Annotated in this window: 21 protein-coding genes, 1 tRNA gene and 2 rRNA genes; 7 read left to right on the forward strand and 17 right to left on the reverse strand. The window is 66.5% G+C overall.

Translation table 11 applies throughout. The annotated features are described in order from the left end of the window. Positions 1–30: 30 nt before the first annotated feature. On the reverse strand, positions 31–408 hold the full coding sequence (cpdR, locus tag VGD28_RS01865) for a cell cycle two-component system response regulator CpdR (protein ID WP_331026634.1): 378 nt from the start codon (positions 406–408) through the stop codon (positions 31–33). A 157-nt stretch (positions 409–565) separates the two neighbouring features. Here cpdR and VGD28_RS01870 point away from each other — a divergent pair, with 157 nt between their 5' ends. Beyond that, entirely contained in the window at positions 566–1,405 is an 840-nt protein-coding gene (locus tag VGD28_RS01870; protein WP_331026635.1) for an N-formylglutamate amidohydrolase, read from the forward strand. Between the two features lie 374 nt (positions 1,406–1,779). On the opposite strand, the gene VGD28_RS01875 is transcribed toward VGD28_RS01870, so the two are convergent. After that, positions 1,780–2,562, reverse strand: coding sequence for a SapC family protein (locus VGD28_RS01875; protein WP_331026636.1), 783 nt, complete (start codon positions 2,560–2,562; stop codon positions 1,780–1,782). A 31-nt stretch (positions 2,563–2,593) separates the two neighbouring features. Next, positions 2,594–4,039 (reverse strand): FAD-binding oxidoreductase, encoded by a 1,446-nt coding sequence (locus VGD28_RS01880; protein WP_331026637.1) that lies wholly within the window; start codon positions 4,037–4,039, stop codon positions 2,594–2,596. Between the two features lie 77 nt (positions 4,040–4,116). Between VGD28_RS01880 and VGD28_RS01885 the strand changes: the two genes are divergently transcribed. The 3 genes from VGD28_RS01885 (at position 4,117) to VGD28_RS01895 (ending at position 6,292) form a co-directional block, all read left to right on the forward strand. After that, complete coding sequence (locus VGD28_RS01885; protein WP_331026638.1) at positions 4,117–4,593, forward strand: hypothetical protein; 477 nt, start codon at positions 4,117–4,119, stop codon at positions 4,591–4,593. An 89-nt stretch (positions 4,594–4,682) separates the two neighbouring features. Next, the gene (locus VGD28_RS01890) at positions 4,683–6,089 is read left to right on the forward strand and encodes a DEAD/DEAH box helicase (RefSeq protein ID WP_331026639.1); all 1,407 of its coding nucleotides are present in this window, start codon (positions 4,683–4,685) and stop codon (positions 6,087–6,089) included. Further along, positions 6,086–6,292, forward strand: a complete 207-nt coding sequence (locus tag VGD28_RS01895; RefSeq protein ID WP_331026640.1) for a DUF1289 domain-containing protein — start codon at positions 6,086–6,088, stop codon at positions 6,290–6,292. The genes VGD28_RS01890 and VGD28_RS01895 overlap by 4 nt, the downstream gene beginning before the upstream one ends. An 11-nt stretch (positions 6,293–6,303) precedes the next feature. Here the strand turns inward: VGD28_RS01895 and VGD28_RS01900 are convergent, their stop codons facing one another. The 4 genes from VGD28_RS01900 to VGD28_RS01915 form a co-directional block, all read right to left on the reverse strand. After that, on the reverse strand, positions 6,304–6,843 hold the full coding sequence (locus VGD28_RS01900) for a cupin domain-containing protein (protein ID WP_331026641.1): 540 nt from the start codon (positions 6,841–6,843) through the stop codon (positions 6,304–6,306). 28 nt (positions 6,844–6,871) lie between these two features. After that, complete coding sequence (locus VGD28_RS01905) at positions 6,872–8,131, reverse strand: FAD-dependent oxidoreductase (RefSeq protein ID WP_331026642.1); 1,260 nt, start codon at positions 8,129–8,131, stop codon at positions 6,872–6,874. A gap of 100 nt (positions 8,132–8,231) precedes the next feature. Continuing rightward, positions 8,232–9,098: an S-methyl-5'-thioadenosine phosphorylase gene (gene mtnP / locus VGD28_RS01910; RefSeq protein WP_331026643.1), complete on the reverse strand. Its 867-nt coding sequence runs from the start codon at positions 9,096–9,098 to the stop codon at positions 8,232–8,234. Then, positions 9,095–10,507: an amino acid permease gene (locus VGD28_RS01915; protein WP_331026644.1), complete on the reverse strand. Its 1,413-nt coding sequence runs from the start codon at positions 10,505–10,507 to the stop codon at positions 9,095–9,097. The genes mtnP and VGD28_RS01915 overlap by 4 nt, the downstream gene beginning before the upstream one ends. 120 nt (positions 10,508–10,627) lie before the next feature. Here VGD28_RS01915 and VGD28_RS01920 point away from each other — a divergent pair, with 120 nt between their 5' ends. Continuing rightward, on the forward strand, positions 10,628–11,140 hold the full coding sequence (locus tag VGD28_RS01920) for a rhodanese-like domain-containing protein (protein WP_331026645.1): 513 nt from the start codon (positions 10,628–10,630) through the stop codon (positions 11,138–11,140). Positions 11,141–11,296: 156 nt separating this feature from the next. On the opposite strand, the gene VGD28_RS01925 is transcribed toward VGD28_RS01920, so the two are convergent. From VGD28_RS01925 to VGD28_RS01945, 5 genes are all read right to left on the reverse strand, one after another. After that, positions 11,297–13,354, reverse strand: a complete 2,058-nt coding sequence (locus tag VGD28_RS01925; RefSeq protein WP_414714453.1) for a glycoside hydrolase family 97 protein — start codon at positions 13,352–13,354, stop codon at positions 11,297–11,299. A gap of 28 nt (positions 13,355–13,382) precedes the next feature. Next, positions 13,383–14,990 carry an alpha-amylase family glycosyl hydrolase gene (locus VGD28_RS01930; protein WP_331026656.1) on the reverse strand — a complete coding sequence of 536 codons (1,608 nt, stop codon included), beginning with the start codon at positions 14,988–14,990 and terminating at the stop codon, positions 13,383–13,385. A gap of 14 nt (positions 14,991–15,004) precedes the next feature. Further along, complete coding sequence (locus tag VGD28_RS01935; protein WP_331026646.1) at positions 15,005–16,819, reverse strand: alpha-amylase family glycosyl hydrolase; 1,815 nt, start codon at positions 16,817–16,819, stop codon at positions 15,005–15,007. Then, complete coding sequence (locus VGD28_RS01940; protein WP_331026647.1) at positions 16,816–18,345, reverse strand: tryptophan halogenase family protein; 1,530 nt, start codon at positions 18,343–18,345, stop codon at positions 16,816–16,818. Before VGD28_RS01940 ends, VGD28_RS01935 begins: the two co-directional genes overlap by 4 nt. Positions 18,346–18,408: 63 nt before the next feature. Then, positions 18,409–21,264 (reverse strand): TonB-dependent receptor, encoded by a 2,856-nt coding sequence (locus tag VGD28_RS01945; protein ID WP_331026648.1) that lies wholly within the window; start codon positions 21,262–21,264, stop codon positions 18,409–18,411. Positions 21,265–21,498: 234 nt separating this feature from the next. Between VGD28_RS01945 and VGD28_RS01950 the strand changes: the two genes are divergently transcribed. Next, a complete protein-coding gene (locus VGD28_RS01950; RefSeq protein WP_331026649.1) occupies positions 21,499–22,527 on the forward strand; it encodes a LacI family DNA-binding transcriptional regulator in 1,029 nt (342 codons plus the stop codon). A gap of 18 nt (positions 22,528–22,545) precedes the next feature. Continuing rightward, entirely contained in the window at positions 22,546–24,030 is a 1,485-nt protein-coding gene (locus VGD28_RS01955; protein ID WP_331026650.1) for an MFS transporter, read from the forward strand. Here the strand turns inward: VGD28_RS01955 and VGD28_RS01960 are convergent. The 5 genes from VGD28_RS01960 to VGD28_RS01980 form a co-directional block, all read right to left on the reverse strand. Then, entirely contained in the window at positions 24,027–25,268 is a 1,242-nt protein-coding gene (locus tag VGD28_RS01960; RefSeq protein WP_331026651.1) for a threonine synthase, read from the reverse strand. The genes VGD28_RS01955 and VGD28_RS01960 overlap by 4 nt on opposite strands. A 40-nt stretch (positions 25,269–25,308) precedes the next feature. Then, on the reverse strand, positions 25,309–26,070 hold the full coding sequence (locus VGD28_RS01965) for a class I SAM-dependent methyltransferase (RefSeq protein ID WP_331026652.1): 762 nt from the start codon (positions 26,068–26,070) through the stop codon (positions 25,309–25,311). 108 nt (positions 26,071–26,178) lie between these two features. Next, positions 26,179–26,255 (reverse strand) — tRNA-Met (locus tag VGD28_RS01970). A 109-nt stretch (positions 26,256–26,364) separates the two neighbouring features. Next, a 5S ribosomal RNA gene (gene rrf, locus VGD28_RS01975) occupies positions 26,365–26,479 on the reverse strand. Between the two features lie 106 nt (positions 26,480–26,585). Next, positions 26,586–26,920: ribosomal RNA gene (locus tag VGD28_RS01980) — 23S ribosomal RNA — on the reverse strand; the annotation flags it as partial.

Below are 26,920 nucleotides of genomic sequence, written 5' to 3' on the forward strand. Positions count from 1 at the left end.
GGGGGCCGACCACCCATGCAAGCACCCGAATCAATTCCGGCTGGGAACCTGCTCCATCTCGAACAGGCGGTCCACCTCGAGCACCAGGTCGCGCAGGTGGAAGGGCTTGGAGAGGACGCGCGCCGAGGGAATCTGCTTGCCGGCCTTCAGCGTCACCGCGGCGAAGCCGGTGATGAACATCACGCGCATGTCGGGCGCGATCTCGCCCGCCTTCTGCGCTAGCTCGATCCCGTCCATCTCGGGCATCACGATGTCGCTCAGCAGCAGGTCGAAGCGCTGGGCCTCGATCAGCGGCAGCGCCGCCGTGCCGCGATCGACGGCGGTAACCGAATAGCCCGAACGCTCGAGGGCGCGCGCGAGGTACTCGCGCATCACCCGATCGTCCTCGGCTAGAAGAATCCTGATCATCCCTACCCCTTGTCGCGCTGTACGCGCTGCGCCGGCCCCTCGAATCCGGAACCGCCGCCAAGAAACAGATTATGCCCGAAGGGCTTAAGATTTTCCAGCCGCGCGCCGGTGGAACGGAAGCGTTGCCGCGAGCGCGCCGCCCGCATAGGGTCGATTCGTGAGCGCCGCCCCATCCTTCGACCGCCACGGGCCGGACATACCGGCCTCCCCCGTGGTGCTGTCGGTGCCGCATGCCGGGCGCGACTATCCGCTGCCCCTGCGTGCGGCGCTCCGCGTACCGCTCGCCGGCCTGCTCCCACTGGAGGACCGGCATGCGGACACGCTGGCGCTGGCGGCGCGTGGAGCGGAGACGCTGTTCATCGCCAACCGCGCGCGGGCCTGGATCGACCTAAACCGGGCCGAGCATGATCGCGATCCGCGGATCGACGAGGGCGCCGGGCCGATGCCCGAGAGCGCGATGTCGCTCAAGCTGCGTAGCGGCCTTGGCCTTGTCCCCCGTCGCGTGGGCGGAGCCGATCTGTGGCGCCGGCGCTTCGCCGACGAAGAGGTGCGCCAGCGGATCGAACGCGACCACCGCCCCTATCATGCGGCGCTCGCGACGGCGCTGGCGGCCGCGCGCGGCCGGTTCGGGGTCGCAGTGCTGCTCGACATCCATTCGATGCCGCCCCTTGCCACCGGAGGCGCGCGTGTGGTGATCGGCGACCGGTTCGGCCGCTCCGCCGCCGCGCGCTTCATCGGGCGGATCGAGGGAGTGGCCCATGCGGCAGGCGTGCGGACGGCAGTCAACACGCCCTATGCGGGCGGCCATGTCCTCGATCGCCACGCCGATCCGGCGGCGAACATCCACGCCATTCAACTCGAGATCGACCGCACCCTCTATCTCGACCGCCGCCGCGACCAGCCCGGCCCTGGCTTCGACTCGACCGCGGCGCTGCTTCGCCGGATCATCGATTCGATCGCGGACGAGGCGTTGCCGCTCGCCGCGGCGGCGCAATAGGACCTCGACGCCAGTTCGCACAGAAGGAATCTCGCGACTTCTTCCGCCTGCAAGGCAGACGCAGCACAAAAAAACCGCCCGGCGTTGCCACCGGGCGGCCAAGGTTCAGGGAGGAGACACGCCCGAGGGCGTGCCGCACGGTTCCGCGAAAGGGGGGACACGAAACCGTACTGACAGAGATATAGGAGGGGTTGACCGTGGCTTCAAGGCCACGATCGAAAATGCGACGAAAGGAAGAGGTTTGCCCGCCAAATCCTTCATCTGCGGCGGAGAATCGCCTGCAGGACAGGTGCGACGCGCATATCGGGTGGCATGATCCCGAAGGCAAGAAAACGCCGCGCCCCTGCCGCCGTTCGCGGCAGGGCGCGCGGAAATCAGGCGGCGGGCGCGATCTGTGGCGCGACGTTGCCCTGCTGAAGCTGGCGCGCGAAGATTTCGCGCATCAGGCCGAGCGAGAAGAGATGTGCATAGATCAGCGGCAGCATGCCGTTCTGCGCCATCTTGCGCAGCTGGTCGCCGCGCAGCTCGTTGAGCTTGTTCTCGTCCACCATGCGGAAACCGCGATAGATATAGGGCTGTTCCGAACCTTCGGGCTGGATCGCCACTTCTCCGTCCATCAGCAAGCCCATATCGTTGAGTTCCTTGAGGAACGCATTTGTCTTTTGCCCCGCGATCTCGAACTCCTCGTTGAACTTGAGGATGTTCTGGACCAGCTCGGTCGGCTTGCCGTCCTCGAACAGCGCATCGCCTTCGTCGAAGGCGCCGATCGTGTCGGAAGTCGGATCGAAGCAGAGCGACAGCTCCTCCGAATCCGGGCGCAGGCGCGCGAGCAGATAGGGATAGCGGCGGATATAGGCGGGAATGTACAGATTCTCGCCTTCCTTGATCTTGCCATCGGCGCCGAAGAAGACATTGACGCCCTCGTTCAGCCCCATCAGGCCCAGCGGCACCGAATCGTCACCGACCGAGAAGACGATCGGCATGCTGCGCTGCACCAGGGGGAACTCCTCCACCGTCAGCGGGATCGCGTGCTGAGTCGCCATGAATGGCGCTGAATTGGCCTGGCGGATGCGCCAGCTGCCGTGCAGTTCGCTCGAAAGCGGCTGGAGATCATTGTAGAAAAGCGGAAGACCCTGTGCTTGCGGCGCGCTGGCCATGAAACTCTCCTGGGAATGAAACTGCCGCGGTCTATTGGCCCGGGCGCTCCGGCGCAAGGGAAACGAGCTTGCCGGGGTTGAACAAGTTGCGAGGATCGAAGGCGTGCTTGATCGCGGCTAGCGCATACATCCTTGCGGGCGAGGAAAGCCGCGCCAGTTCGTCGCGCTTCATCTGGCCGATGCCGTGCTCGGCCGAGATCGATCCGCCCGCCGCGACCACCAGATCATGGACGAATGGGCTGATCACCTCCGCGTTTGCCCGGGCCCAATCGGTCGGGCTGCCGGCCGGCGCGCGAACGTGGAAATGGACGTTGCCATCGCCCAGATGACCGAACGCGCCCGCGCTCACGCCCGGAAAGCGCGCCTCGACCGCCTTGGCGCCGTCAATCATGAAATCGGGCATCCCTGCCACCGGGACCGATATGTCATGCTGCAGGGCCGGACCACTGGCGCGCTCGGCTTCGGAGATCGATTCGCGCAGCTTCCAAAAGGCTTCCGCCTGCGCCTCGCTCGCCGCGATCGCCGCGTCCGCGACGAGGCCGCGCTCGAGCGCCGAGCCGAGCAGCCGTTCGAGCAGCGCCCCAGGCGGCTCCTGATCGGCGCTGGTCGTCACCGCTTCGATCAGCACATGCCAGGGGTGCCTCTCCCGCAACGGCGCGCGGGTGCCGGGGATGTGCCGCAGCACGGCGTCGAGCGAAGGGGCGGGGACAATCTCGAAACTCTCGATCGTATCGGTTGCCGCCTCTAGTGCGCGCAACAGCGCGAGCGCGGCATGCGGCGAGGCGACGCCGGCCCATGCGACGGCGCGCGCGCGCACTGCCGGCACCAGCATGAGACTTGCTGCGGTCACCACACCCAGCGTCCCCTCCGCGCCGATCAGCAGCTGATTCAGGTCGTAGCCGCGATTGTCCTTCTTGAGCGCGGCGAGGCCTTGATGAACGCTTCCGTCCGGGAGCACCGCCTCCAACCCCAGCACCAGCCCGCGCATCGTGCCGAAACGCAGCACTTGCGTGCCGCCGGCATTGGTCGAGACCAGCCCGCCTACGGTCGCGCTGCCCTTCGCGCCAAGCGTCAGCGGGAAGCGCCGGCCCTGCGCCAACGTCGCGGCATGAAGATCGGCGAGAATCACGCCCGCCTCCACCTCGGCGAGGTTCGCCGCGGCATCGATCCGCCGCACCCGGTTCATCCGCCGCAGCGAAAGGATCAACGCCGATCCGTCCGCGGGCGGAGTCGCACCGCCGACCATCGAGGTATTGCCACCCTGGGGGACCAGCGCGACACCATGGTGCGCGGCCAGCGCCACCATCGCCGCCGCTGCATCGGTCGAATCGGGCTGGAGGATCGCCCCCGCTGCACCGTGGTAGCGCCCGCGCCAGTCGTTCAGCCATGGCGCGATGGCATCCGCATCGGTCAACGCGGCCTTCGGCCCGAACCGCGCCGTCACTGCATCGATCAGTATCTGCTGCGCCGCCGTCATGCGGCGGCGCTACCATCGGGCGCCCCGGCCTGCAATTCATCCACTGTTCAAGCGCCCACGCTATGGGGCATGGTGTAATGGTGAATCTGCTGCTTGCCGCCACGACTGCGCTGTTGTTGCCCTCAGCTCCTCCCGCGGAGGGACGAAAGGCCGCACCTGCCGCCACCGGCACGGCGCGGCTCGCGCAGGTGCGTATCCAGCAGCATTTCGTGATTCGGGTGCCGCGCCCGGACTCCGTCCGCCGTGTTTCCGCGCCGGCCGCGCCGCTGCCGCCGATCGCCTGGGTCGAGAAGGATTCGGACAAGTGCGTCAAGATCCAGAGCCTGGCCGGTGCCACGATTACGCGCCCGGACAGCGTCGACCTGTTCCTGTCGGGCGGCAAGCGCGTGCGTGCGCGGCTGGGCAACGAGTGCCCCGCGCTGGATTTCTACACCGGCTTCTACGTCAAGCCGACCAAGGACGGGATGGTCTGCGCCAAGCGCGACGCATTCCGCTCGCGATCGGGCGGCGAATGCCGGATCAAGGCGTTCCGCACGCTGGTCCCGCAGCGCTAGTATCCGGTTTACCTTGACTTTGCGGCGCATTTCATCAATGCGCCCGGCTGTTTAATGCGGGCCTTTGCCCCTTCTTTCCGGACATCTGGATGAGCTTCGCCGATCTCGGCCTCTCTGACGAATTGCTGAAGGCCGTCACAGAGGCCGGCTATACCGACCCGACCCCGATCCAGCGCCAGGCGATCCCTTCGGTGCTGATGATGCGCGACCTGATCGGCATCGCCCAGACGGGCACGGGCAAGACCGCCTCGTTCGTGCTGCCGATGATCGATATCCTCGCGCAGGGCCGCAGCCGCGCGCGCATGCCGCGCAGCCTGATCCTCGAGCCGACGCGCGAGCTTGCCGCGCAGGTCGCCGAGAATTTCGAGAAATACGGCACGCACCACAAGCTCAGCATGGCGCTGCTCATCGGCGGCGTTCAGATGGGCGATCAGGTCAAGGCGCTGGAAAAGGGCGTGGATGTCCTCATCGCCACGCCCGGCCGCCTGATGGACCTGTTCGAGCGCGGCAAGATTCTGCTCACCGGCTGCAACCTGCTGGTGATCGACGAGGCGGACCGCATGCTCGACATGGGGTTCATCCCGGATATCGAGAATATCTGCACCAAGCTGCCGGCCAATCGTCAGACCCTGCTGTTCTCGGCGACGATGCCGCCACCGATCAAGAAGCTGGCCGACAAGTTCCTGTCGAACCCCAAGACGATCGAAGTGGCACGCCCCGCGAGCACCAACACCAACATCACCCAGCGGCTCGTACCGGTCGCCAACAGCGCATTCGAGAAGCGCAAGGCGCTGCGCCAGCTGCTCGGCGCCGAGGACGTGCGCACCGCGATCATCTTCTGCAACCGCAAGACCACGGTGCGCGAGCTCAACAAGAGCCTCAAGAAGCACGGCTATCGCTCGGCCGAGATCCATGGCGACATGGACCAGGCCTCGCGCATCGCCGAGCTCGAGCGGTTCAAGGCGGGCGATGTCAACATCCTCGTCGCCAGCGACGTCGCGGCACGCGGGCTCGACATCAAGGGCGTGAGCCACGTCTTCAACTTCGACGCGCCCTGGCATCCGGACGATTATGTCCACCGCATCGGCCGCACCGGCCGCGCGGGCGCCACGGGCACCGCCTACACGCTGGTAAGCCCTGCCGACGCTGAGGCGATCGACAATATCGAGAAGCTGCAAGGCCAGAAGATCGAACGGGTCGGCGAGCTTCCAGCTACCGAGAAAGCGACGGTAGAGAAGAAGAGCCGCGGCCGGAAGGCCGACAAGCCCAAATCGGACCGGAAGCCCCAGGACAAGCCGAGCAAGGAAGAACGCCGCGAAGAAGCGCGCGAGCCGCGCAAGGACGAACGGCGACGCGAAGCAAAGGCCGATACGCGCCGGGACGAGCGCCCGCGCCGTGATCGCGACCACCGCCGCGACTCGTTCGACGACGGGCCGGATGATGGCTGGAACGGCCCCGTTCCCGACTTCCTCAACTTCACCATTCCCCCCGCGTGACCGCAGCCGAAGACGGGGACGATTTCCTCGACTTCACCCCGCTCCCCGGGATCGCGAGCCCGTGCGTCAACATCTGTCGCATGAAGGACGGGCTGTGCGAGGGATGCCGTCGCACCCTGGGCGAGATCGCCGAATGGTCGACGGCGACCGACGACCGTAGGCGGGAAATCCTGGCACGCATCGCCGCAGCCGACCGCGGCTGAACCGGGCATGATCAGCCTTGCGGGGTGGCGCGCCGCATCGGCGACGGCTCGTCCCCCCGCTTGATGAAGGTCAGGAACACGCGCAGATTCTCGGTCGGGTGGGTATTCTCGATCCCGTGCGCCACTTCCAGCGGCGTATGGACATGGTCGCCCGCTACGACGGGCACGATCTCGCCGTCGATCTCCATCTGCCCGCGCCCGCTGATGATGTAGTAATATTCGTCGAACGACCCCTCGTTGTTGCGGTTGTCGAGGAAGTGGACATGCGTCCCTTCGCTCCCGCCCGGCGACAGGTCGTAGATCAGGAAGTGGGCAGGCTTCGGCGCACCGGCAAAGGAAAACATCTTGACCCCGCCCTTGCCCTTGCCGGCGTGGATTCCCTTCACCTCGATCATTCCCTGGGCCTCGCTGTCCTTGGCATAGGCTGGCTTCGGGCGCGCACCGAGCGCCTCCGTCGCGGCCAGTGCCCTCTGGCTCAGCATCGCGAAGCACGCACCGGCTGCGGCCAACGCATCGCGGCGATTCAGCTTCGCGTCCTCTCTGTCGGCCATGCGCGCTTCCTCCCTGTCCAGCGCATCCTCAGCCATGCGGCCGGTGTGCGGCGAGCATGAGATCGGGCACTGCCGCCCCCGTCCCCAACGCCAGATCGGCGACATAGCGGCCCACGGCGGGGCCATGCTTGAAGCCGTGCCCGCTCCCGCCGCCCACAATCCACGCGTTGGCCCAGGCGGGATGCCGGTCGATCAGCAAATGGCCGTTGTCGGTGTTCTCATACTGGCAGACCCGCGAATCGGCGAGCGGGCGCCGGGCGAGATCGGGGAAGCGGTGCGCGAGATAGGCGCGAACATCCGCCAGCGCCTGGTCCGTGATCCGGCGGTCGCTGCCGTCGGGATCGAATCTGGGCCCGTGGGCGTCGAGCGCGATCTTGAACCCGCGCGCTTCGATATCGGGAAAGCCGTAGTGCAGGTCCTTGCTGCTCACATCCACCCATGCGGGCAGGTGCGCACCATCGAACCGCACATCGCCGGGGGCAGGGGCGAAGAAGAACACGTCCTGCCGCGTCGGCACGATCCGGCTGCCCACCACGTCCGGGAACAGCTTGGGCAGCCACGGGCCGCAGGCGAAGACGAATTGTTCCGCGCGCAACGCCTCACCCCCCGTTCCGGTGACCGTATCCAGCACGGAAAGGCTCCCGCGCGGCGGATCGATCGCGAACTGACGAAAGCTCCCGCCAGCCTTCACGAAATCGCCGACCAGCGCCTGCACGCTGTTGCGGGCCATCAGCGCGCCCATGGTGGGTTGCATCACCCCAACCGCGATCCCGCTAAAGTCGATCTGCGGCCAGCGCTTTGCCATGTGGGGCGCGGCGAGCCTGTCGATCGGGATGCCCAGCGCGCGCTGCATCGCGATGCTGCGGTCGATCTGCGCACTATCCTGGGGATAGAGGTAAAGCGCCCCGGTCTTGTGGAACAGCCGTGCCTCGTGCCGCCGGCCCAGCGCGTGCCATTCGGCGAGCGATTCCCACGCCCAGCGGGTGTAGAGTGCGTTGCCGGCATATTCTGTGCGGATCAGCCGGGTTTCCCCGCCCGACGAAGAGCGGTTGTGCCCCACGCCCCACGCATCGGCCAGCAGCACCCGCTTGCCCCTGCGCTGCAGGTTCCAGGCGGCCCATGCGCCGAACACGCCCGCGCCAACAACGATGACGTCCCATCGATCGCGGGACACGGTTCGGTTTCGGGCCTTGGCAGATGAGGGGACCAGCGCCGCGGCTGCGACGGCGCCGAGCAGCTGCCGCCGCGAAGGCAATGCGGCATTCGGGAAGGGATCCGGATCGGTCATTCGCCCTCCTCACGAGAGTTGAGCGATTGAAACCCTTCGTGACGCGCTCGGCCAGTCCCCCGCGGGGTAATGCCCGCGGCATGGCGGGTAAGCGCGTCCTCTAGCCCAGCGCCCGGCCCGCCACCGCGTCGAGCTTCGCAAGCAACGCGGGATCGCGCGCGGACGGCGCGGTGATCAGCGCCGTATCAAGGCAGGTGTCGATCGGCGATGGCGTGCGGATCTCGGGAAGGGCATGAAGCAACCCCGTCACCATCGCGCGTGCCTTGGCGGCATTGCTCGAGAGCTGCGCGATCACTTGCGCGACATCGACCGCCGCCTCTTCCTCGCGCCAGCAGTCATAGTCGGTCACCATGCCGACCAGCGCATAGGGCAGCTCGGCCTCACGCGCGAGCCTGGCCTCGGGCATCGCGGTCATGCCGATGATGTGGCAGCCCCAGCTGCGATAGAGATGGCTCTCCGCGCGGGTCGAGAATTGCGGCCCCTCCATCGCTAGATAGGTGCCGCCTTCATGGGTTTCGGCCCCGGCCGCCCGCGCCGCATCGGTCGCCAGCCGCGAAAGGCGCGGGCAGACCGGATCGGCCATCGAGACATGCGCGACCATGCCGCTGCCGTAGAAGCTCGACGGGCGGCCCTTGGTGCGGTCAATGAACTGATCGGCGATGGTGAAGGTGCCCGGCGCGCGCTCCTCGGTCAGCCCGCCCACGGACGAGACTGCGAGCACATCGGTAACGCCAAGGCGCTTGAGGCAGTCGATATTGGCGCGGCTGTTGAGCTCAGACGGCGAAATGCGGTGCCCGCGCCCGTGCCGCGGCAGGAACGAGACCCGCGCATGCCCCATCCGCCCGGTGAAGATCGCGTCGGACGGATCGCCCCAGGGCGACGCCACGCTCACCCATTCGCCGTCTTCTATCCCCTCGACATCGTAGAGTCCGGATCCGCCGATGATCCCGATATGCCAGCCGCTCACTCGACCCCCTGCTTGCTCACTCTCGGGCGCGCATAGGCGAAGTAGATGACAACCCCGAGCGCGTTCCACGCGAGGAACCACAGCTGGGTCTTCATGGGCAGGCTGAAGAACAGATAGATGCAGCCCAGCACCGCGCCGCTGCCGACCAGCCACCACAAGGGCGTGCGGAACAGGCGCGGCGCATCGGGCGCGCGGCGGCGCAGCACCATCATGCACACCGCCACCGCGGTGAACGCGGCGAGCGTCCCGGCATTGGCGAGCGCAGCGATCTCGTCGATCGGCAGCACGCCCGCGATCACCGCGACGATCGCGGCCGTGAACAGGGTGATGCGCACCGGCGACCCCCGGCTGGACACCTTGGCGAGGCCGACGGGAAGCATCCCGTCTCGCGCCATGGTGAAGAAGATGCGGCTTTGACCGAATAGGAAACCGAGTAGCACGGTGGGCAGCGCGATCACCGCGGAGACGGCGAGGAAGGTCGCAAAGCCGGGGCGGCCGAGATCACGGAGGATAAGCGCGAGCGGCTCGGGGCTGTTGGCGAAGTGCGTGAACGGCGTCGCGCCGACCGCCGCCACCGCGACCAGCATGTAGATGGCGATGCACGCGATCATCGATCCGACGATGCCGATAGCGAGGTCGCGGCCGGGGTTCTTGGTCTCCTCGGCCGCGGTCGAGATCGCGTCGAAGCCGTAAAAGGCGAAGAAGATGATCGCCGCCGCCGCCATCACGCCGCGCTCGACGCCGTCGGGCGACACGGTCTTGGCGAAACCGAACGGGGCGAACGGCTCCAGGTTGGCGCCGTTGAAGTAGGGCAAGGCCACCGCAACGAACACCGCGAGCGCGATGATCTTGACCACCACCAGCGCCGCGTTGAGCGTCGCGCTCTCCTTGGTGCCGAAGCAGAGCAGCCCCGCGACCACCGCGATGATGAAGATCGCGGGCAGGTTGACGATGCCTTTCGCATGCGGCCCGGCCATCAGCTCCATCGGCACGCCCGCCCAGGCGTTCAGCAACGGCGCCGCATAGCCCGACCAGCCAACCGCCACGGTGCTGACCACCAGCGAGTATTCGAGGATCAGCGACCAGCCGACCACCCAGGCGATGATCTCCCCCAGCACGGCATAGCTGTACGTATAGGCACTGCCTGAAGCGGGCATCATCGTCGCCATCTCGGCATAAGCGAGCGCGGCGCAGGCGCAGATCGCGCCGGCGATGACGAAGGACAGGATCACGGCGGGTCCGGCCTTGCCCGCGCCGACTCCGATCAGAGTCAGGATGCCGGTGCCGACGATCGCGCCGACGCCGAGGGCCACGAGGTGCGGCCAGCTCAATGTGGCGGCGAGGCGATGCTCGGGCGCATGCTCCGCCGCGCCTTTCACCGTCTTGGTCCGAAACAATCCGCCAGCCATATGCGCCCCCTTGGTTACAGGTGAGACCTGCGCCGCAGCCCGCGCCGCGTCAACGGTTCATGCGACAGACAGTGATCGGGGCGCAGGATCGTTACGCTATCGCCAACCGGAGCACTCTCGATGGACCGCCGCCTGTTCCTGTCCTTCGTCGGCCTGGGCGCCGCGACGCCCGCGCTCGGCCAGTCGCGTGACGACGAAGCGCGCAATCCGCAGATCGACTATCCGGGGTTCCAGCGGCTCACCGGCGACGTGCGCACGTTGCGCGCAGAACGGCTGCTTCCATTCGACCGGTTCAAGGCGGAAGCCGCGTCGCCCGGCACATTGCTGCTCGACGCGAGGTCCGAAAGCGCCTTTCGCGAGGGGCATATCAAGGGCGCAGTCAACCTGCCCTTCCCCGATTTCAACGCGGAGTCGCTGGCGGAGACGGTCGGGCCGAACGTCCACCGCCGCATCCTGATCTATTGCAACAACAATTTCTCGAACCGCACGCGGCCCGTGCCGATGAAGGCGCGTCCGCTGGCGCTCAACATCCAGACCTTCATCAACCTGGTCGGCTATGGCTATCGCAACGTGTGGGAGCTGGCCGACGTGATCGACTTCAACGATCCCAAGGTGGAGTGGGTGCGGGGGTAATATTCCCCCCTTCAGGGGAGGTGGCATCGCGAAGCGATGACGGAGGGGCCGCCGCGAAGACGGCGGAACCGCTTCAGCCGGATACCGCCCTCTGCGGGGCGGCCCCTCCACCGCCTCCGGCGGTCCCCCCTGAGCGGGCTCAGGGGAGGAATTAGGTCACCGCGCCGCGAACCGGATCGCCTGCCCGCCGCCGGGCGCGAGCGCCAGCACCAGCTTGTCGCCGCGCTTCACCTTCTTCGTCTCGATCACGTATTTGTGCCGCGTGTCGCTGTCGAAGCGCGTGTCCGGCGCATCGCGATAGATCTGCGCGGTATAGGTCCTGCCCGGGTCGAGGAAGTCGAGCGCGACCTCCAGATTGCGGCCGCTCTCGTCGGTAACCGTGCCGAGATACCAGTCGGCGCTGCTGCGGTCCTTGCGCGCGATCGTCACATAGTCGCCGACCTCGCCATTGAGGATACGCGTATCGGCCCAGTCGACAGGCACGTCCTTGATGAACTGGAACGCGTCCATCAGCCTGGCATAGACCTCGGGCTCGTCCGCAGCCATCTGCACCGGCGAGTAGATCACGACATATTGCGCGAGCTGCTTGGCGATAGTCGAGGGGATGTCGCTGTCCTTCTCGCCCTTGAGGCTGAGGATGCCAGGCGTGAAGTCCATCGGCCCCGACAGCATGCGGGTGAAGACGAGGTTGGCCTCGTGCTCGGGCGGGTTCTTGCCGGCCCAGGCCATATATTCCTGCCCGCGCGCACCTTCGCGCGCGAGCCAGTTGGGATAGGTGCGGCGCAGGCCCGTATCCTTGATCGGCTCGTGCGGATCGACGCTCACCTTGTGCTTCGCCGCGGCCAGCACGACGCGAAGATGGTGGTTCGACATCCACTGGCCGTCATGCCATTCGCGATGCTCCGAGCCGTCGGGATCGACCCGGCCGATCTGGCCGGCATCGGCGACATAGCCGGTCTTGACCACCTTCTGGCCATGCGCCGCCGACCAGGCGAAGGCCTTGTCGAGCTGCTTGTCGTAATGGCTCGCCGAGCCGCCGGTCTCGTGATGGCCGATCAGCGCGGTGCCCTTGGACTTGGCATAGGCGGCCAGCGCCTCGGCATCGAAATCCTCGGTCGGGCCGGCGAAATCCATGTCGGTGCCGTTGCCGAACCAATCGCCGTCCCAGCCGACATTCCAGCCCTCGACCAGCACGCCGGGAATGCCGTTCGCACCGGCGAAGTCGATATAGCGCTTCACGTTCGCGGTGGTGGCGCCGTGCTGGGGACCCCGCGCCCAGGTCCACTTGCCCTTGATCATGTTCCACCACACGCCGACGAACTTGCCGGGCTTGACCCAGCTGACGTCGCCGAGCTTGTTGGGCTCGTTGAGGTTCAGCGTCATGCGGCTGCCGGTGTAGAGGCCCGCGGCATCGTCGGCGATCACCATGGTGCGCCAGGGCGTGGTAAACGGACCCTGCTTGACCACCTTGGCCGGGCCGGCCCCGGGCGAGAGCTGCGCCTTGAGCCGCGTGCCGGTCACGCGCCGCAGCCACATCGACGAATAGTCGACCAACGCCGCCTCGTGGAACGCGATATGCGTGCCGTCCTCGAGCTTCACGGTGATCGGGGTATGCGCCTGCCCGACCTCGGCGATCTTCGTGCGGTTGTAGAGATATTCATAGCGGTTCCACTCGCCCGCGGGAATCCACCATGCGGTGCCGTTGCCGGCGATCCCGAACTCGGTCAGCTCGTCGGCGATGTTGGCGTGCTTGAGGTTGGGCTGATCGGGAAATTCGTAGCGGAAGCCGACCCCCTCGTCGAAGATGCGGAACACCACGTCCATCACGCGGGCGAGCGCGGTCGTCTCCTTGAGGCGCACGCGGAACTCGGTGTGGCGATCGCGGATCGTCTTCCATTCGCCCCAGGGCTGCTCCCAGGTCGTATCGGCTGAGGTCGTCGCCTGGCTCTCGATCGCGAAGCGGCGCTCGAGCTTGGGCGCATCGGTGAGCAGGAAGCCCAGCCGCGACGGCTCGATGAGCACCTTGCCGTTGCGCGCGACGGCATAGTGCGGCCGCCCGTCGCCATCGACGGTCACGGTGACGCGGAGCTTGCCGTCGGGCGAGGCCGCGCTGACGCCGCCTTCCTTCAGCGCGGTGTTCTGCACCACGCCCTGCGCCAGCGCCGGCATCGCCATCATCGAAGTCAACGCTGTCAGCGCGATCAACCTGCTCATCACACTCTCCTGTTACGCCGCCATCTTCTCAGGCGATTTGTTCGAGCACCAACCCGCTATAGGCGGGCAGCGACCCCGGGGCGGCAGCGTTCACCGCCGCCAGCACGCGGAACCGGTCCGGCTGGGCTGGATGCCACGCCAGCGGCGTCTTGCCCAGATTGAACGCACAAGTCAGCGCCTGCCCGTCGGCGGTGCGCGTGAAGACGAGCAGTGCCTCGCCCACTTCCTGCACCTCCATCGATCCGCTCCGCAACGCCGGATTGGCGGCGCGCAATGCGATCAACCCGCGCGTCAAATTGAGCAGCGAGCCGTTCTCCCTGGCCTGCCGATCCACCGCGAGGGCGGCGTGATCGGGGCCGAGCGGCAGCCACGGCTTGCCATTGGTGAAGCCGAGATTCGCGGCATCCGCCCGCCACGGCATCGGCGTGCGCACGCCATCGCGGCTCAGCGTCAGCGGCCAGTTGGCGATCGCCTCGGGGTCCTGGAGCTGGTCGAAGCCGATCTCGACCTGAGTCAGCCCCAGCTCCTCGCCCTGGAACAGGATGGCGTTGCCACGCAGGCACATCAGCAGCAGCATCTTCATCGCAGCAAAGGCGCCGCGATGCTCGGCATCGACCCAACGCGACACGGCGCGCGGCGCGTCATGATTCTCGAACGCCCAACTCGGCCAGCCGGTGCCCGGCGTGTCGGGCCAAGTCTCGACCGCCTTCTTGACCAGCGCGGGGGTCAGCTTGCTCGCATAGAGGAAGTCGAAGCCGTATGCGCTGTTGAGCCGCCCCTGCCCCTCGGTAAAGGCGTGCATCTCGGCCTCGGGCGTCGGCCCGCCGACCTCGGCCACGGTGAACCGCCCGCCATAGCTGTCGGTCAGCGCGCGGTGCCGCTCGAGAAAGCCGACAATGTCCGGATGGCTCTGATTGTAGATGTGCTGCTGGAAGTCGAACGGGCGCGTGCGCGCCGCGCCGGTATCGGGCGCAGGCGGATTGTCACGCAGCAGCGGGTCGTGCATCGCGAAGTTGATCGCATCGACGCGGAAGCCATCGACCCCACGGTCGAGCCAGAACTTCGCGGCCGCCAGCGCCCCGTCCTGCACTTCGGGATTGTGCAGGTTGAGATCGGGCTGCTCGCTCAGGAAATTGTGCAGATAATATTGGCCGCGCCGCGCGTCCCAGGTCCAGGCCGGGCCGCCGAACACCGATTGCCAGTTGGTCGGCGGCGAACCGTCCGCCTTTGCGTCGGCCCAGACATACCAGTCGGCCCTGGCATTGTCGCGGCTCGCGCGACTTTCCCGGAACCACGCATGCTGGTCGGAGGTGTGCGAATAGACCTGGTCGATGATCACCTTGAGGCCCAGCGCATGCGCCTTCTCTATCACCGCATCGAAATCGGCAAGCGTGCCGAACACCGGATCGACCCCGCAATAGTCGGCGATGTCATAGCCGAAGTCGCGCATCGGCGAGGTGAAGAAGGGCGAAAGCCAGATCGCGTCGACGCCGAGCGCGGCAACGTGATCGAGATGCGCGGCCACGCCCGGCAGGTCGCCGATCCCGTCACCGTTGGTGTCGGCGAAGCTGCGCGGATAGATCTGGTAGATCACCGCGCCGCGCCACCAGTCACGGCGCGCTTCGCTCGCGGGCATGCGCGAGGGCTCGCTCACTTGGCGCCTCCCGAGGCGGCGCAGGCGACATAGCCGAAGGGCGGCAAGGTGACGGTAACGCTGCCCGGCGCGCTGGCGCTCGGCGCGCACTGGCCGACAAGCCCGGTAAAGACCGAGGAGCCGACGCCCACCTCCACTTGCCGGGTGATCGGTGCGCCGCTGGTATTGAACGCGACCAGCACCTCGGCGCCGGTCTGCGGGTCGAAGCGCGAGACCGCGAACAGACCCGGCTTCTCGTCATAGGCACGCGTCACCTGCCGCCCGCGCGACAGCCCCGGCGTCGCCTTGCGGATCGCGGCGAGCTTCGCGATCTCGGCATAGAGCGGGTGCGCGGTGTCGAAGTTCGACTCCGCCGTGGTCCTGGTCGTGCCGAGCAGCCTGTTGTCGTTGAAGATCGCGACCTTGCTCGGGAACATGTCCTCGCGCGCATCCTGATCGTTGCCGTCGCCGACGAAGCCCTGCTCATCGCCGGCATAGATGGTCGGCACGCCGCGCAACAGCAACAGCATCGCATGGCCGAGCTTCACCCGCGCCAGCACCTCATCGTCGCTCGCCTTGGGGAAGGCCTTGCGCACATCGGTCGAGAAGCGGCCGTGATCATGATTGGAGATGAAGGTGGGCAGCCGCAGCGCAGCCTCCGCGCCGCCCTCATACAGCGCGTCGCGGTCGAACATGGCGGCGAGCACGTCCGGCCCCTTCTCGCCCGCCACGGTGTGCTGGACCGCGGCGCGGAAACCGAAATCGAGCACGCTCGGCAGCTGATGCACGCGCGTATGCAGTGCGAGGTCGCCGACGTCGCCGTCGTTCGCAACCTCGCCGAAGATATGGAAATTGGGAATCCCCCTCGCCTTCGCGCGCTCGATCATCGCCTTGGAAAAGCCCTGCCAGAACTCCGGATTTACGTGGCGGGCGGTATCGATCCGGAAGCCGTCGATCCCGAAGTGATCGATCCACGCACCATAGATGTCGATGAACCCCTGCAGCACGCGCGGGCTCTCGGTCATCAGATCGTCCAGCCCGACGAAATCGCCCATCGTCGAGCTTTCGTTGCGAAAGGTGGTGTTGCCGCGATTGTGATAATGGATCGGGTCGTTGAGCCAGGCGGGCAGTTTCACGTTCCGCTCCGCCTCGGGCACGAACGGCGTATAGGCGTAGGCCGGGTCGGTGAGCTTCGCGAAATTATCCGGCGTCTGCACGCTGTCACCGAGGAAGCCCGGGTTGATTGCTGCCCCCTCCACCCCGCCCTTGCGCTGATAGGGATAGTCGGCGCGGCTGCGATAGGCGCACGCGCTCTTCGGGCATTCGCGATACTGGATCACGTCCGCCGTGTGGTTGGTGATGATGTCGAGATAGACCTTGATGCCGCGGGCGTGCGCCGCGTCGACGAACGCCTTCATCTCCGCATTCGAGCCGAAATGCGGATCGACGCGGGTGAAATCGGTGATCCAGTAGCCGTGATAGCCGGCGGATTCCTCGCCCGGCCCGCCTTGCACCGGCTTGTTCTTGTAGATCGGCCCCAGCCAGATCGCCGTCGCGCCGAGCGACTGGATATAGTCGAGCCGCTTGATCACGCCCGCAAGGTCGCCGCCGTGGAAAAACCCCTTGTGCTGCGGGTCGAACCCCGTCGCGTAGCGATCACCCTTGAGGCCGCCCTTGTCGTTCGACGGGTCGCCATTCTCGAACCGGTCGGGGAGAAGGAAGTAGAGCACCTCCACCTCGGGCGTGCGGGCGCGCAGCTCGGCCGGGGTTGTAGTCTGCGCAGTGGCTGCGGTTCCGGCAAGCAAGGTCAAAGCGAGGGCGAGGCTTCTCATGCGATACTCGACTGGCTGAGGGTGGAAGGCGCGCCGCAGAAGCGCGCGAGATAATCGGCATGGCCGGGCATGCGCGCGGCATCGCGCGCATAGGCATCGGCCACGGTGGCGAGGAACTGATCGAGCTGGTCGGCGCCCAATTCGTCGGCGAGCGGGTGCCAGCGATCGGGCACGATCCCTTGCCCGGCCAGCACCTGGATCCAGCCGGGGACGTCGAACAACTCGTCGGCCTCCCGGATGATCCGGCCGCTCGAACGGAACATGTCGAGGCGGAAGTTGAGACTTTCGGGAAGCGCCATGTGACGTTGCGCTTCCCAGAAGGGATCATCTCGACGGTTGGCGAAATAGTGGAGGATCACGAAATCGCGAATCCGCTCGATCTCAAAATCCGTCAGCCGATTGTACGCGTCGCGATCCGCAGCCGCGACCGGACCATTGGGCAGGAAATCGAGCAGCCGGGTGATGCCGCTCTGGATCAGATGGATGCTGGTCGATTCGAGCGGCTCGAGAAAGCCCGAGGCCAGCCCGATCGCGACAACGTTGCGGTTCCACGCCTTGCGCCGTTTGCCCGCACGGAACTTGAGAAGCCGCGGATCGGCCTGCGGCGCGCCATCGAGATTGGCAAGCAGCACCGACGCCGCCTCGTCCTCGCCGATATGCACGGAGGAGAAGACATAGCCATTGCCGGTGCGGTGCTGGAGCGGGATGCGCCATTGCCAGCCGGCGGAGCGCGCTGTCGCGCGGGTATAGGGGATCAGCGGTTCGACACGCTCGCACGGCACGGCGAGCGCCCGGTCGCACGGAAGCCAATGCCCCCAATCCTCGAACCCGGTCTCGAGCGCGCCCTCGATCAGCAGGCCGCGGAAGCCCGAGCAGTCGACGAACAGATCACCCGCGACGCGCACGCCGTCCGCCAGCACCAACGCCGCGATATCGCCGCTTTCGCCGCCACGCTCGATGCCCTCGATCCGCCCTTCGATCCGCGAGACGCCCCGCGCCTCGGCATAGCGGCGCAGATAGGCGGCGTAGAGGCCGGCATCGAAGTGAAAGGCAGAGGGCATCGGCGGCAAGGCGCTGCCCGCCGCGCGCTCGACATGCGCGAAGCGGTTCGCCTTGGCCGCGACATCGTTGAGCACATAGTCGCCCAGCGGCCTTGCCCGGCCCGCGGCGCGGGCGCGCAGCCAGTAATGGTGAAAGGGGAGCAGCCCCAGCCCGCGCCCGACCTGCCCGAAGGCATGCATGTACCGCTCGCCCGGCGCACCCCAGCCGTCGAACTCGATGGCGAGCTTCCACGTCCCCTGCGTCTCGCGCAGGAACTCCGCCTCGTCGATGCCGAGCGCCTGGTTGAACAGGCGGATCATCGGGATCGTCGCCTCGCCCACGCCGACCGTGCCGATCTCGTCGGACTCGGCCAGCGTGATCGCCCAGCCGCGCCCGCAGAAGCGCGCGAGCGCGGCCGCGGTCATCCAGCCCGCGGTCCCGCCGCCGGCGATGACGATGCTGCGCTGGGACATGGGATCGGCCATCCTTCAGCGATCCTCAAAAACGTCCCCGCCGCGATCTTGCCGCGGCGGGGAGGCGGGGGAAGGTCAGAGCTTGTAGCTCAACCCGAGCAAGTAGCGGACGCCATAGCGCTGATGGTCGACCGTCAGGCTTTCGTTCGCGGCCTCATGGGTGATGAACGGCTCGTCGGTCAGGTTCTGCGCCTGCGCCAGAATGCCAAGCCCCTTGAGCGGGCCGTTCTGGAACTCGTAGCCGATCTGCGCGTCGACAATCGTCTCGGCCTTGGCGAGCCGCTGGATGCGCTCCGTGCCGATGCCGCTCAGTTCGGCCAGGAAGCTCGACCTGTGGCGCACGCTGGCGCGGGCCGAGAAGCCCCATTTCTCGAAATAGACGGTGCCGTTGGCGACCCACTTCGACAGGCCCGGCAGCGGCTGCGACGGGTTGTTCGGATTGGGCGTGATCGAGCTTTCGGTATAGGAGACGCTGCCCAGCACGCCGAACCCGTCGAGCGCTTCGGAGAGATTGCGCAGCGAGAAGGTCGCCGAAAGCTCGGCACCGTAGAGCTGCCCGCCCGAGCCATTCTGCCATTGCGTGACGATGCCCTGGCGCAGTGCCGGCGCCGGCCCGCTGGTCACCGGGAAGCCGGTGAAGTCATAAACCTGGCTCTGCTCGAAGATATAGGTCTCGAGGTGCTTGTAGAAGCCCGCGAGCGCGACATAGCTGTCGCGGCCGAAATATTTCTCGACCGACAGATCGACCGCATTCGCGATCCACGGCCGCAGCCGCGGATTGCCGCCCGAACCGCCCCATGGCGAGAAGTTGATGTTGGTGTTGGCCGCGCGCGACGGGTCATAGCTGAAGTTGATCGCAGCGCGCATCTGATCCATCCGCGGCCGGGCGAGCTGCCGCGCAGCGCCGAAGCGGACGGTGAAGCCGCCGTTCAGGCGCGCCACGATGTTCAGGTTGGGCAGGACATAGGTGTAGCGCACCCCGTCCGACACATCCTTCACCGTCGCAACCGGCGAACCGCTCGCGGCGAGGCCGTTCGAGAACTGATCGACCGAGACGACCTGCGCGCCGACATTACCGCCAAGGCGCGAGCCATCCGACATCTCGACATCGATGTCGTAGCGGGCGTAGCCGGTGATGATCTCCTCGCGCACGCCCCAGCCGAACGCGAAGACGTTCGCGTCGGTCGCCGGGTTGAAGTTGTAGATGCCGCTATAGGCCAGCCCCAGCGGATCGTAGCTGACCATCCCAGGAATGCCGAGGAAGCCGAGCTCGGTCGGGTCGAGCAGTTGATCGGCGGGGATCGCGACGCTGGTGTTGTGCAGCGGATCGGCGGCGTTGGCCTTCAGCCCCAGATACCAGCGCTGCAGATCGAGCGTCTTGTCGCGCTTGGAGTAGTTTGCGCCGAAGGCGATTTTGCCCTGATTTTCGCCCAGCTCACGCTCGACATCGAGGCGGAAGGCCATCAGCTCGTCGGTGGTGTTCGGGTTGTTGAGGAAGCCGTCCTGGCCGCCCGGCGTGTTGTCCGCTCCCCAGCCCTGCGGACTGGTGAGGAAGATGCGCGTGGGATCGGCATAGTTGAGCGTCGGCTTGAAGCTGTAGCGGCCCTCCGCACCGCGGCTGAAGCCGAGCGTGTCGTACGGCCCATTGCCCGCGCCGCGCGACGTACCCGAATAGGTTTCGAGCACCTTGTCCTCGCGATCGACGCGCGAATAGCTGGCGTCGCCGGTGATCTTCCAGCCCCCGGCCATATAGGCGATGTTGATGCCGCCCGAATAGAGATCCGCCTCACGCAGATTGGCATCGTTGCGGATCACGCCCTTGACGTTGCCCCAGGTGCCGTCGGTGATCACTCCATCGGTGACGGTATAGCCTGGCTGGAGCACGGCATTGCCCCAATAGAGCGGAAATTCGATGCCGCGCAGCGTGTGCTCGTCGCGGAACTTCGAGTAATAGGCGTCGAGCAGGATGTTGAAGTCGGACGAGGGTTTCCACTGCAGCGTCGCCATCGCGGTGGTGCGTTCAAGCTCGGTCGACTGCACATAGGGTTTGGCGCCGCCGATGATCTGGGCGCCTTGCGCCGCGGCATATTCGGGCCGCGGGGTGAAGGTGTCGTCCGACGTATCGCCCGGCGTCCCCTGCGTGTTGCGGATGCCGTAGAGATCATTGTTCGTGTCGAAGGTCGGATAGCCCCAGCTGTTGAACCGTTCAAACTGAGTGGGCGAATTGATGTGCGCGACACCGAAGGTGATGCCCACCGTGTCGTTGGCGAACTGATCGATATAGGTGAGGCTGGCGCGATAGCCCTTGTCGTTGGTGCCGCTGTTGAGCTTGCCCGGCGAGACGATCTCGCCGCGCGCGTTGACGCTGAGGGTGCGGCGGCCGTAATCGAGCGGGCGAAGCGAGCGCAGGTTGATCGTGCCCGACAGGCCCTGGCCGATCAGGCCGGCATAGGGCGTCTTGTAGACATCAACCGCCCCGATCAGTTCCGAGGGATATTGGTCGAATTCGACGCCGCGATTGTCACCGGTCGACACCTGCTCACGTCCGTTGAACAGAGTCGAGGAGAAATCGGGCGAGAGGCCGCGCACCGAGATGACCTGCGCGCGCCCGTCGAGGCGCTGTGCGGTGAGGCCGGGCAGGCGCGCGATCGCCTCGGCGATCGAGTTGTCGGGCAGCTTGCCGATATCCTCGGCCGAGACCGATTCGACGATCTGGTTCGAGTCGCGCTTGGTCGCGACCGCGGTCTCGATTGCACGGCGGAAGCCGGTGACGGTGACCTCGTCGCCTTCGTCCGCGGCCGCCTGCACGGCATCCTGGGCAAGGGCAGGCGATGCGAGGAGCAGCGTGGCTGCGATCGCGGAGCCGCTGGCGGTGATGGTGAGACGGGCGGCGAGTCGGGCAGCCCGATGGCCGGTGGCGGTGTAACGCATAGTTCCTCCCCTAAGCCGGTCCAATTCTGACCGGATCGCGCCGGTTGACAGCGCGTTGATCCTCCTATGCGCGCCAAGCCGCCGCCGGGGCCAGCAGACGGCATACGTATTCACTGGCGCAGCGGCGCTGCAGCATGCCCCGCGACATTGACGCAGGGGACGAAAGGGAGTGAACATCACGCAGCCAAGCAGAGGGCACATCTGCGGGCGCAAAGGGGAGAGAGTGCCGCGGCCATGCAACGCAAGCCGACATCGTTCGATATCGCGCATCTGGCGGGCGTCTCGCAGCCAACCGTGTCACGCGCGCTACGCGGCGGCCCCGGGGTGAACGAAGCGACGCGCAAGCGGATCGAAGCGATCGCCCAGAAGCTCAACTACCGCGTCGACAAGGCCGCATCCAACCTGCGCAGCCGCCATGCCGAGACACTGGCCGTGCTGATCTTCCAGGACGAGACCGCCGACGACAGCGCGATCAACCCCTTCTTCCTGTCGATGCTCGGCTCGATCATGCGCGCCTGCGCCGATCACGGGCAGGACATGCTGGTATCGTTCCAGCAGCTCGCGAGCGACTGGCATCAGGATTTCGAGGATTGCCGCCGCGCCGACGGACTCATCCTGCTCGGCTATGGCGACTATGAGCTGTACCGCGACAAGCTGACCGAGCTGATCGCGCAGGGCACGCATTTCGTGCGCTGGGGATGCGTCGAATCAGGCGGCATCGGGCTGACCGTGGGCTGTGACAACCATGGCGGCGGGCGCGAGGCGACACGGCACCTGCTCGGTCTCGGGCGGCGCAACATCGCCTTCCTCGGCCATGCGTCGAGCCACTATCCCGAGTTCCACGATCGCTATCGCGGCCATGTCGCGGCATTGAAGGAGGGCGGGATCATTCCGCGCAAACGGCTCCAGTTCGATGCGCTGACCAGCGAGGAGGCCGGCGCCGCTGCTGCCGAGACGCTGATCGCGAGCGGCGAGAAATTCGACGCCGTGCTCGCCGCGAGCGACCTGATCGCGATCGGGGCGATGCGGGCGTTCGCCGCGCGCGGTATCGCCGTGCCCGAAGAGATCGCGGTGGTCGGCTTTGACGATATCGCTGCAGCGAGCTTCACCAATCCGCCGCTCACCACTGTGCTGCAGGATACGCGCGCCGCCGGGCGCACGCTGGTCGAGACGTTGCTCGGCCGCATCCGCGAGGAGCGGGTACACGACGTGCTGCTGCCCGCAAAACTGGTGGTGCGCCGCTCGTGCGGGTCGACCGCCTGACCATTCAAGGAAGCTGAAGTGGAAAAACCCCGTCAGGGCTTTTGGGGCCTGTTCAACCTGTCGTTCGGCTTCTTCGGCATCCAGATCGGCTTCGCGTTGCAGAATGCGAACATGACCCGGATCTTCCAGTCGCTGGGGACAAGCATCGAAGATGTGGCCGCACTGTGGATCGCAGCGCCGCTGACCGGGCTGCTGGTGCAGCCGGTGATCGGACATATGAGCGACCGCACCTGGCTGGGGCGGCTTGGACGGCGGCGGCCCTATTTCCTCGCCGGCGCCATTCTTGCCGCGCTGGCGCTGTTCCTCATGCCGATGGCCAAGATGCTGCTGTTTGCGGCGGTGATGCTGTGGGTGCTCGACGCCGCGCTCAACGTGTCGATGGAGCCGTTCCGCGCATTCGTCGGCGACATGCTGCGCAAGGACCAGCATAGCGCGGGCTATGCGGTGCAGACCGCGTTCATCGGCGCGGGCGCGGTGGTCGGATCGATCTTCCCCTGGGCACTCGAGCATCTCGGCGTTTCCAATGCCGCGCCGGGCGGCGGCATCCCGGACACGGTGCGCTACGCCTTCTGGTTCGGCGGGGCGGCGCTGTTCCTGGCCGTGCTGTGGACGATCGTGAGCACCAAGGAATACAGCCCCGAGGAGATGGTGGCGTTCGACGGCCCGCGCGCCGAAGCGGACGAGACGGTGATGCGCGTACTGGCAGCACGCGGCAGCACCTCCAGCCTGACTTGGATCGCGGCGGGCGCGGCGGTGATCGTCGCGGTCGGACAATTGGAGCTTGAGAAGGAAGTCTACCTGCTCGGCGCTTTGCTAGCGGGCTATGGCGTGGCGAGCCTGATTGCGGTCGCGCTCGCCCGGCGCGGGAGCCGCGCGAACATGCTGAGCCATATCGTCGGCGACTTTGCGGGCATGCCGCCGCTGATGAAACGGCTCGCGGTCGCACAGTTCTTCAGCTGGTCGGCGCTGTTCATCATGTGGATCAACACCACGCCGGTGATCGCGCAATATTTCTACGGCGCGGTCGATGCCGCCGACCCGCGCTATCAGGAAGGCGCCAACTGGGTTGGGGTGCTGTTCACCGTCTATAACGGCGTCGCGGCGGTCGCGGCGCTGACTTTGCTCCCGCTGCTCGCGGCCTGGATCGGCAAGGCGCGAACGCATATCGTCGGGCTGCTGTGCGGCGTGGCGGGGTTCGCGAGCTTCTTCGTGATCAGCGATCCGCACTGGCTGATCGTCAGCGAGATCGGAATCGGCGTCGCCTGGGCCTCGATCCTCGCCATGCCCTACGCCATCCTTGCCTCGAGCCTGCCGCAGGCGAAGCTCGGCATCTATATGGGCCTGTTCAACGTGTTCGTGGTGGTGCCGCAATTGCTGGTCGCGACGGTGATGGGGTCGATCATGAAGCGCTTCTTCCCCGACGAGCCGATCTGGACGATGGCCTTCGCTGCCGCGACCCTGCTGGTCGCCGCGGTGGCGATGCTGCGGGTGAAAGAGGCCTAAAGCGCAGCGAAGTCGATCGGCGCGTGGCGGTCTAGCGTACGGGAATTGTCGGGCATTGGGTATTTGAGGCCGGTCGCGCAGTTGAACAGCATGGCGCGGTCATCGGGCGAGATCAGCCCCTTGGCCAGCGCCTTGCGCCACGCCGCCAGCGTCGCCCCGCCCTCGGGGCAGAGCAGCAGGCCGTCAAGCCGTGCGGCATCGTCGACCGCTTCGAGGATCGCGGCGTCGCTCACCGCCATCGCGAAGCCGTTCGACTGGCGCACCGCGTCGAGGATCAGGAAATCGCCCACCGCCTGCGGCACGCGGATCCCAGCGGCGACGGTGTGCGCATCCTCCCAGCGCGTCGCATGGCGCTCGCCCTGCTCCCATGCCCGGACCATCGGCGCACAGCCCTCGGACTGCACCGCGACCATGCGCGGGCGCTTCTTGTCCGTCCAGCCCAGCGCTTCCAGCTCGTCGAACGCCTTCCACATGCCGATCAGGCCGGTGCCGCCGCCGGTGGGATAGAAGATGACGTCGGGCAATTCCCAGCCGAGCTGCTCGGCAAGCTCGATCCCCATCGTCTTCTTGCCCTCGATCCGGTACGGCTCCTTGAGCGTCGACAGGTCGAACCAGCCATTCGCCGCCTTCCCCGCCCCAACCAGCTTGCCGCAATCGTCGATCAGCCCGTTGACGCGATAGACGCGCGCACCTTGCGCCGCGATCTCGCGCACGTTGATCTCGGGCGTGTCGTCGGGACAGAAGATCACGGCCTCGATCCCGGCCTGCGCGGCATAGGCCGCGGCGGCAGCACCGGCGTTGCCGTTGGTCGGCATCGCGATGGTGGTGACGCCCAGCTCCCTGGCCATCGAGATCGCCATGACGAGTCCGCGCGCCTTGAACGAACCGGTGGGCAGGCGCCCCTCGTCCTTGACCAGCAGCGTCGTGGCGCCGGCGCCCGCGGCGATCTTGCGCAGCGGCACGATCGGCGTCGCGATCTCGCCCAGGCTGACGATGTTCGCCGTCTGCCGCACCGGCAGCAGCTCGCGATAGCGCCAGAGGTCGGCAGGGCGCCGCGCGAGATCGGCGGGCGAGACCGCACCACGGATCGCGTCGAGATCGTAGCGCACCAGCAGCGGCCGCCCTACGCGCGAGAGGCCGTGCAGCGTGTCGGCCTCGTAACGTTCACCCGTCATCGAACATTCGAGATGGGTGACGAAGGTCGGGCGAGCGGCGGTGAGATTGTCGTCGTAGCGCATGGGCGCCGTTTAGAGGCGGTTCGCGCGGCGGTCGAGCAGGCTAATCGATCCGTTCGGCGTGCCAGCCATCGCCGGTGATCGTGCGGTCGCCCACGGCGCCGCGATAGGCAGTGCCGTCCGCGGCGAAGCTAAGCGCCGCACCGGCAAGGAGTGCATCGCGGATCGCGCGACCGTCGAGCGTGCCGGAGACGCGGTTGTAGCGCTGGTCGATCCTAAGCGTCGCGGTTGAGCCGCCGGCGCGAGTGAGGCGCCATTCACCGCCTGCGATCGCGGGGATCGTCCAGCGATAGACCCGCTTGTCGGCGATCTCGCGGCGTTCCTCGGGCGGCCAGTCGCCCATATCAAAGGCATGGCTGACGACGCGCGCGCCAGGCTTCATCTCGCTCAGCAGCTTGGGCTTGAGCCGCTCGTTGACGGCGGGGAGAAGGTAGAGCGTGACGACGTCTGCGTCGCGCAACGAAACGGTGAACAGATCGTCGCGGACGAAGCGGGCGCGTTCCTCGAGCCCGTCGAGCCGGGTCAGCGAACGCGCGCGCGCGACCAGCCCAGCATCGATCTCCACGCCCAGCGCATTGGCTCCGCGCCGGGCAGCGGCACGCGGGATGCGGCCATCGCCCGAACCGAGGTCGATCAGCCGCTCGCCGGCCTTGAGGCCTGCCATGTCGAGCATGCCTTCGACTACTTCGGGAGGCGTGGGGACATAGGGGACGTCGGCTTCTTTCGCCGCGCGCGCGGCCGCGGGCGCTGCCAGCAGGCAGCCGGCGCCTAGCAGGACCGCGCGGCGGGACAGCGGCATCTCCATTGCACCACCGTGGCGCAGCGGCGAGCCCGATACAATCGCCGTCCGCCAGCTCCGCTCCGCCGATCTGCACCGGGCAATAAAAAAGCCGCCCGAAGGCGGCTGTCGTGATGGTTGCGGGGGTTGGATTTGAACCAACGACCTTCAGGTTATGAGCCTGACGAGCTACCGGGCTGCTCCACCCCGCGCCATCATTCAGAACGCAAAATGCGCCGCGCCGGTTAGCGCGACGCATTGCTGTGCGTATCTGACATTGTGAATGGGTTTCTTCCAATTTCCGCTGCCACCGGCTGCAATGCCTGGCGACGACCTACTCTTCCAGCGCTTGAGCGTTAGTACCATCGGCGCAGTCAGGTTTCACGGCCGAGTTCGGGATGGGATCGGGTGGGTCACTGACGCTATGGTCACCAAGCAATGAAGCAGGTGGCTGCGGTATTGGGTTTCAAATCGATGCGTGCACCAAGGTTTCGAGTATCAACCTCAATGAACAGCAGAGCTGTCATTGATGGTGGGACTCATCAAGCGCGAATAGGACAATTAGTACTGGTTAGCTCCACACGTTACCGCGCTTCCACATCCAGTCTATCAAGGTGGTGGTCTACCACCGTCCTAAGAAATCTTATCTTGAGGGAGGCTTCCCGCTTAGATGCTTTCAGCGGTTATCCCGTCCATACATAGCTACCCTGCTGCGCCGTTGGCACGACGACAGGTACACCAGAGGTATGTTCAACCCGGTCCTCTCGTACTAGGGTCAACTCCTCTCAAATTTCGACGCCCACGGCAGATAGGGACCAAACTGTCTCGCGACGTTCTGAACCCAGCTCACGTACCACTTTAATTGGCGAACAGCCAA

This window comes from Sphingomonas sp. (assembly GCF_036402235.1).
Classification (GTDB): Bacteria; Pseudomonadota; Alphaproteobacteria; order Sphingomonadales; family Sphingomonadaceae; genus Sphingomonas.

Bases quoted from the DNA above. Each gene is read 5' to 3' on its own strand.
- cpdR (WP_331026634.1), bottom strand. From the start codon at position 408: ATGATCAGGATTCTTCTAGCCGAGGACGATCGGGTGATGCGCGAGTAC.
- VGD28_RS01875 (WP_331026636.1), bottom strand. From the start codon at position 2,562: ATGGCCAGCGCGCCGCAAGCACAGGGTCTTCCGCTTTTCTACAATGAT.
- VGD28_RS01880 (WP_331026637.1), bottom strand. From the start codon at position 4,039: ATGACGGCGGCGCAGCAGATACTGATCGATGCAGTGACGGCGCGGTTC.
- VGD28_RS01885 (WP_331026638.1), top strand. From the start codon at position 4,117: ATGGTGAATCTGCTGCTTGCCGCCACGACTGCGCTGTTGTTGCCCTCA.
- VGD28_RS01890 (WP_331026639.1), top strand. From the start codon at position 4,683: ATGAGCTTCGCCGATCTCGGCCTCTCTGACGAATTGCTGAAGGCCGTC.
- VGD28_RS01900 (WP_331026641.1), bottom strand. From the start codon at position 6,843: ATGGCCGACAGAGAGGACGCGAAGCTGAATCGCCGCGATGCGTTGGCC.
- VGD28_RS01905 (WP_331026642.1), bottom strand. From the start codon at position 8,131: ATGACCGATCCGGATCCCTTCCCGAATGCCGCATTGCCTTCGCGGCGG.
- VGD28_RS01915 (WP_331026644.1), bottom strand. From the start codon at position 10,507: ATGGCTGGCGGATTGTTTCGGACCAAGACGGTGAAAGGCGCGGCGGAG.
- VGD28_RS01920 (WP_331026645.1), top strand. From the start codon at position 10,628: ATGGACCGCCGCCTGTTCCTGTCCTTCGTCGGCCTGGGCGCCGCGACG.
- VGD28_RS01925 (WP_414714453.1), bottom strand. From the start codon at position 13,354: ATGAGCAGGTTGATCGCGCTGACAGCGTTGACTTCGATGATGGCGATG.
- VGD28_RS01930 (WP_331026656.1), bottom strand. From the start codon at position 14,990: ATGCCCGCGAGCGAAGCGCGCCGTGACTGGTGGCGCGGCGCGGTGATC.
- VGD28_RS01935 (WP_331026646.1), bottom strand. From the start codon at position 16,819: ATGAGAAGCCTCGCCCTCGCTTTGACCTTGCTTGCCGGAACCGCAGCC.
- VGD28_RS01940 (WP_331026647.1), bottom strand. From the start codon at position 18,345: ATGGCCGATCCCATGTCCCAGCGCAGCATCGTCATCGCCGGCGGCGGG.
- VGD28_RS01945 (WP_331026648.1), bottom strand. From the start codon at position 21,264: ATGCGTTACACCGCCACCGGCCATCGGGCTGCCCGACTCGCCGCCCGT.
- VGD28_RS01950 (WP_331026649.1), top strand. From the start codon at position 21,499: ATGCAACGCAAGCCGACATCGTTCGATATCGCGCATCTGGCGGGCGTC.
- VGD28_RS01960 (WP_331026651.1), bottom strand. From the start codon at position 25,268: ATGCGCTACGACGACAATCTCACCGCCGCTCGCCCGACCTTCGTCACC.
- VGD28_RS01965 (WP_331026652.1), bottom strand. From the start codon at position 26,070: ATGGAGATGCCGCTGTCCCGCCGCGCGGTCCTGCTAGGCGCCGGCTGC.